The organism is Bradyrhizobium sp. (genome assembly GCF_016462955.1).
Classification (GTDB): domain Bacteria; phylum Pseudomonadota; class Alphaproteobacteria; order Rhizobiales; family Xanthobacteraceae; genus Bradyrhizobium.
The window spans coordinates 1-4,912 of the sequence record NZ_JAEMSD010000502.1; the positions used below are offsets into that span (position 1 = coordinate 1).

A 4,912-nucleotide genomic window follows, 5' to 3' on the forward strand; every position below is an offset into this window, starting at 1 on the left:
CGTCAGATCGGGGCGACCAAAGCCGTCGCCGGACTACTGCCGGTAACCCATGAGGCTCTCGCGGCAATCCGAGCAGCCGGGAAGATTTCGGGGCGCGCAATTGAAGCACCGTCAAGCCTTCAGCTCGCGGCCTAGCGTCCGCGTCTTCACCTCCCGAGGCAAAGTCATCAACAATGGATCCTGCTGCTTTCTCGGCTCTGGTCGAACAGTGCGCCCCAACGCCGGACTTCGTGCGCCCGCTTACGGCGATTGTGCGGCAGGCGAGCTCGTTCGAGCCGCTGCTCATCACAATTCAGGGGCGGAGACCGATTCCGATTCAAGCAAATGACCGTGACGAAGCGATCCAGCTCGCGACCGAGGCCATTACCGCCGGTCAGTCGGTACGGACCGGTCTTGCGCAACTTGATGCAGATGAAACCAAGCAGGCCGGGTTGACGGCTACCACGACCTTCGACGCCTGCAAGCATATTGCGGGTCTTGGCAGATTGTTCGAGGCCCGATTGCAAGCAGCAAACGTGAACGCCGCGGGCCGCGATCAGGCTATTGCCAAGGTTGTCGCGAGCTTCGCAGCCAAAGCTCCTCGAACAACGCCCGAGCCCCGTACCCTGCCGGCTGATGCTGCCGACATTTCCGACGCTGACATGCCGACAAACAACAGGCCAGCTCCCTCCGTCAGGGAGCGCCCGAACTGGGACGTCTACCGCTCGGGCCTCGGCACGTCAGCCTTCGTCTATGAACGATGAAGACCTCTTTGTCTCAACTCAACACCGCGGTCCGGGCTGGTCCGGCTGCAGTGCCAATCGGAGCCGTGCCATGACTTCTCCTCTTAAACACTCTGCTGCCCTGCTTTGCATGGGGACCGTCCTCAGCATCGCATTGGTTGAGCCGGCGCTGGCGCAGACCGCAAACATCGAAGGCGTGTTGCAGAACATCGTCAACATGCTGACCGGCAACGTCGCGCGCCTGCTGGCGACGCTGGCCGTCATCATCGTCGGCATCGCCTGGATGTTCGGCTATCTCGACCTGCGCAAGGCCGCTTATGTCGTGCTCGGCGTCGCCATCACGTTCGGCGCCTCCGAGGTGGTCTCGACCTTGACTGGAGGCCGTTGATGATCGAGGCCACGCGTCTCACGGAGGACACGCTGTTCCTCGCCTGCACGCGTCCGGCCATGATTGCCGGCGTCACCATGGAAGCCATGGCGCTCAACGTGATGTTTTCCTGCATCCTGTTTCTGGTGGCCGGAAGCATCATCTACGGCCTGGTCGCGATTCCGATCCATGGCCTTTGCCGCATCATCTGCCGGCACGATCCCAACATGTTCCGGATTCTGCTCGCCTGGATCGAAACCCGCGGGCGCACGCGCAATGCCTCCTTCTGGGGCGGGTCGTCCTGCACGCCCCTCAATCTTGTTCGGCGATATCGAGCACGAGACCTTGGCTATGCGTAACGCAGCGCTCAAAACCCGGGAGATCGGGCCCGAAGTCTACCTCCCGTTCGGCCGACATGTCACCGATACCGTGATCAGTCTCACCACGCGAGCCCTGCTCACGGTGATCCGGCTCGACGGCATCTCGTTCGAGACCGCCGAGACGGCGGATCTGAACGATCTTCACGCCAAGCTGAATCTCACTCTGCGCAATGTTGCGGATCCGCGGCTCGCGCTCTGGACTCATCTGGTGCGCCGGGGCACGTCGGACTATCCGGCCGGGACGTTCCGATCGCCATTTGCGGCCTCGCTTGATGCGCAATATCGCGACCGGCTTCGCAAGGCAGCCCTATTTCGTAATGATCTCTATCTGACGCTGGTTTGGCATCCCGGCCGTGCCCCCGCCGACGCGGCAGCTGCCTTCTTCAAACGGCTGGGCCGGAGCCCTACGGCGTCCCTCGAGGTCGATAGCGACGCCTTGAAGCGGCTCAACGATGCCAGGCGCGATATGGTTGCGGCATTGGAGCGCTACGGCGCCCATGCTCTCGGATTGGCCGAGCACGACGGCCTTGTATTCTCAGAGCCAATTGAACTGCTCCATGCCGTCGCCTCCGGCGAGTGGATGCCCATGCCGTTGCCGCAAGGGCCGATCGGCCCCGCACTCTATTCTAACCGCGTCATCTTCGGCCGTGAAGCCATCGAAATCCGAGGCGCCGGCGGCTCGCGCTTCGCTGGCATGTTTGGACTCAAGGAATATCCGGCGTCCACAAGACCGGGCCTGTTGAACGCGCTGCTTTCTGCGCCGTTCGAACTTATCCTCACGCAATCCTTCGCGTTCCTGTCCAAAGCGGACGCCAAGACGGTGCTGACGCGCAAGCAGAACCAGCTGGTTTCGGCTCAGGATCCGGCAGCCTCGCAGATCGACGAACTCGGCGACGCGCTCGACGATCTCGAATCCAATAGGTTCGCCCTCGGAGATCATCACCTGTCTCTCCTGGTCTACGCCGAGACCCCTACGCAGCTGCAGGACCACATGAGCGTGGCGCGACGCGTCCTGGCAGATGCGGGTGCAGTGGTCGCGCGCGAAGACCTCGGCCTTGAAGCGGCTTATTGGGCGCAGCTCCCTGGGCTGTTCAAATATCGGGCGCGAACTGGGGCGATCAGCTCGCGCAATTTCGCGGCATTCTCCCCCTTCCACACCTATCCCACCGGCAAGCCTGCCGGCAACCATTGGGGACCAGCGGTTGCGATGCTCAAGACCGCGTCCGGCTCGCCGTTCTATTTCTCGTTCCATCACGGCGACCTCGGCAACACCTTCATCTGCGGCCCCTCCGGGTCGGGCAAGACGGTCGTGCAGAACTTCCTGCTATCGGAAGCTGAGCGGCTCGGCGCCACTTACGTCTTCTTCGACAAGGACCGCGGTGCCGAGATTTTCGTCCGTGCCGCCGGCGGCACCTACCTGACGCTCCACAATGGCATTGCGACCGGCTGCGCGCCGCTCAAGGCGCTGGAGCTGACGCCAGCCAATCTTTCCTTCCTGGGCGAACTGGTCCGGAAGCTTGTCACACCCGAAAACCGTCCGCTGACCGTGATCGAGGAGGAGCGGATCGATTCCGGATTGCGAGCTCTCGCCCAGCTTCGGCAGGAGGAACGCTCGTTCGGGGCGCTGCGGGCTTTTCTCGGCCAACAGGATCGCGAAGGAATCGGCGCCCGGTTGGAGCGATGGTGCAGGGGCGCTCCTTTCGGCTGGGTGCTGGATGGCGACCAAGACGCGATCGGCCTCGACGCCAGGTTTATCGGCTTCGACATGACTGATCTGCTGGATCATCCCACTGTTCGGACGCCGCTCATGATGTATCTGTTCCACCGCGTCGAGGGTCTGATTGACGGCCGACGCCTGATCATCGACATCGACGAGTTCTGGAAGGCGCTTGGCGACGAGGCATTTCGGGATCTCGCCAACAACAAGCTGAAAACCATCCGCAAGCAAAACGGCGTCATGGTGTTCGGCACCCAGTCGCCGCGCGACGCCCTGGCCTCTCCGATCGCACACACCATTGTCGAGCAGTGCCCGACGCAAATCTTCCTGCCCAATGCGCGGGGAACACGCTCGGATTATGTTGACGGATTCCATCTGACCGACACTGAATTCCGCCTGATCAAGGAGGAGCTCACGCCTGAAAGCCGGCGGTTTCTGGTCAAGCAAGGCCACAACTCGGTGGTGGCGGAGCTTGATCTCGGCGGTTTCGACGATGCGCTCGCCGTTCTGTCCGGACGGACGGAAACGGTCGAACTGCTCGACCGCATTCGGGCGGACGTCGGTGACGATCCGGCCCAATGGCTGCCGGCATTTCATGCGGAGCGGAGGACAATCCGATGATGATTCAGCGCATGCCGGCAATCTTCACCTACGTGTCTATCGTGGCCGTCCTGACCGCATTTCCCGCAGCAGCGGAGATTGTCTTCGATCCGAGCGTCTATGCGCGGCAATTCGAGCAACTGACGGAGCTGAAGAAGCAGGTCGATACCCTGACGTCGCAGCTCAAGGTGGCGCAGGAGCAACTGAACCAGGCCAAGCACCTGTATGACAGTTTCAACAAGCGGACCAACGCCAACGACATCGGCGCGCTGCTCAACACGCCGCAGTTCCGGAAAGTCCTGCCCCAACAGTTCTCTGACATCGAACGTCTCGTGGCGGGGCATGGTGGCGGCAACTTCGCCGACGCGATGAACCAGTACCTTTCGCAGAACCGGGCGTATGCCGGCAACAGCGGCAATTCGTATTACGAGAGTGAGCTCGACAGGATCGCGCGGCAAACCGGCGCCAAGCACTCCATGGGGCAGGCGGTCTACGACACAGCCTCGCAGCGTATCGATGCGCTCGAAGAATTGAGAACGCGCATAAGCTCGGCGACCGACGTCAAGGAGACTCTGGATCTATCGGCACGGCTGCAGGCCGAACAGGCGCTCCTGCAGAACGACGTGCTGCGGATGCAGGGGCTGGCGATGATCCAGCAAGCCCGCACCGACATGGACGGCCAGCGGGAGCACGAGAAACAACAACAACTGATTCATGAAATGAAGGCAGCCCTGCAATGAGGTTAAACACGTCAATTCTGGCGCTATCTCTCGCCGCTGCTCTTTCGGGTTGCAACGAGGCCGACAAGAGTCAGCAGACAAGCACTGTCGGCTGGTATCTCGATCATCGGGACGATTTGGCGTTGGCCATCAAGGCGTGCCGCGACAATCCCGGAGAATTGGGAACGACGCCGAACTGCATCAACGCCAACGAAGCCCGCAACAAGATCACCATCCAAGAGATGAAAGACGCCCTGAAGTAAGGATCGCCGCGATGGCCATAAACGTCTTTGACAGCTTTCTGAGGGAGTTCGAGCAGCCGATCACGACATTCGTGTCCACGTCGGCATCAAATCTTGCCTCCTACATTGATGGTCCCCTCCGCACGGCCGTGATGCTCTATGTCA

Annotated in this window: 6 protein-coding genes; all 6 read left to right on the forward strand. The window is 61.4% G+C overall.

The genetic code is table 11. The annotated features are described in order from the left end of the window. Positions 1-173: 173 nt before the first annotated feature. The 6 genes from JHD07_RS32870 to JHD07_RS32895 all read left to right on the forward strand — a co-directional run bounded on the left by JHD07_RS32870 (position 174) and on the right by JHD07_RS32895 (position 4,768). The gene (locus JHD07_RS32870; RefSeq protein WP_291629693.1) at positions 174-743 is read left to right on the forward strand and encodes a type IV secretion protein; all 570 of its coding nucleotides are present in this window, start codon (positions 174-176) and stop codon (positions 741-743) included. 70 nt (positions 744-813) lie between these two features. Next, positions 814-1,110, forward strand: coding sequence for a TrbC/VirB2 family protein (locus tag JHD07_RS32875; RefSeq protein ID WP_291629695.1), 297 nt, complete (start codon positions 814-816; stop codon positions 1,108-1,110). Next, the gene (locus JHD07_RS32880) at positions 1,110-1,448 is read left to right on the forward strand and encodes a type IV secretion system protein VirB3 (RefSeq protein WP_291629697.1); all 339 of its coding nucleotides are present in this window, start codon (positions 1,110-1,112) and stop codon (positions 1,446-1,448) included. The genes JHD07_RS32875 and JHD07_RS32880 overlap by 1 nt, the downstream gene beginning before the upstream one ends. Beyond that, a complete protein-coding gene (locus JHD07_RS32885; protein WP_291629699.1) occupies positions 1,441-3,807 on the forward strand; it encodes a VirB4 family type IV secretion/conjugal transfer ATPase in 2,367 nt (788 codons plus the stop codon). The genes JHD07_RS32880 and JHD07_RS32885 overlap by 8 nt, the downstream gene beginning before the upstream one ends. After that, positions 3,765-4,526, forward strand: a complete 762-nt coding sequence (gene virB5, locus JHD07_RS32890) for a P-type DNA transfer protein VirB5 (protein WP_291629701.1) — start codon at positions 3,765-3,767, stop codon at positions 4,524-4,526. The genes JHD07_RS32885 and virB5 overlap by 43 nt, the downstream gene beginning before the upstream one ends. Further along, positions 4,523-4,768 carry an EexN family lipoprotein gene (locus JHD07_RS32895; protein ID WP_291629702.1) on the forward strand — a complete coding sequence of 82 codons (246 nt, stop codon included), beginning with the start codon at positions 4,523-4,525 and terminating at the stop codon, positions 4,766-4,768. Before virB5 ends, JHD07_RS32895 begins: the two co-directional genes overlap by 4 nt. The last annotated feature ends 144 nt before the right edge of the window (positions 4,769-4,912 follow it).

Bases quoted from the DNA above. Each gene is read 5' to 3' on its own strand.
- JHD07_RS32870 (WP_291629693.1), top strand. From the start codon at position 174: ATGGATCCTGCTGCTTTCTCGGCTCTGGTCGAACAGTGCGCCCCAACG.
- JHD07_RS32875 (WP_291629695.1), top strand. From the start codon at position 814: ATGACTTCTCCTCTTAAACACTCTGCTGCCCTGCTTTGCATGGGGACC.
- JHD07_RS32880 (WP_291629697.1), top strand. From the start codon at position 1,110: ATGATCGAGGCCACGCGTCTCACGGAGGACACGCTGTTCCTCGCCTGC.
- JHD07_RS32885 (WP_291629699.1), top strand. From the start codon at position 1,441: ATGCGTAACGCAGCGCTCAAAACCCGGGAGATCGGGCCCGAAGTCTAC.
- virB5 (WP_291629701.1), top strand. From the start codon at position 3,765: ATGGCTGCCGGCATTTCATGCGGAGCGGAGGACAATCCGATGATGATT.
- JHD07_RS32895 (WP_291629702.1), top strand. From the start codon at position 4,523: ATGAGGTTAAACACGTCAATTCTGGCGCTATCTCTCGCCGCTGCTCTT.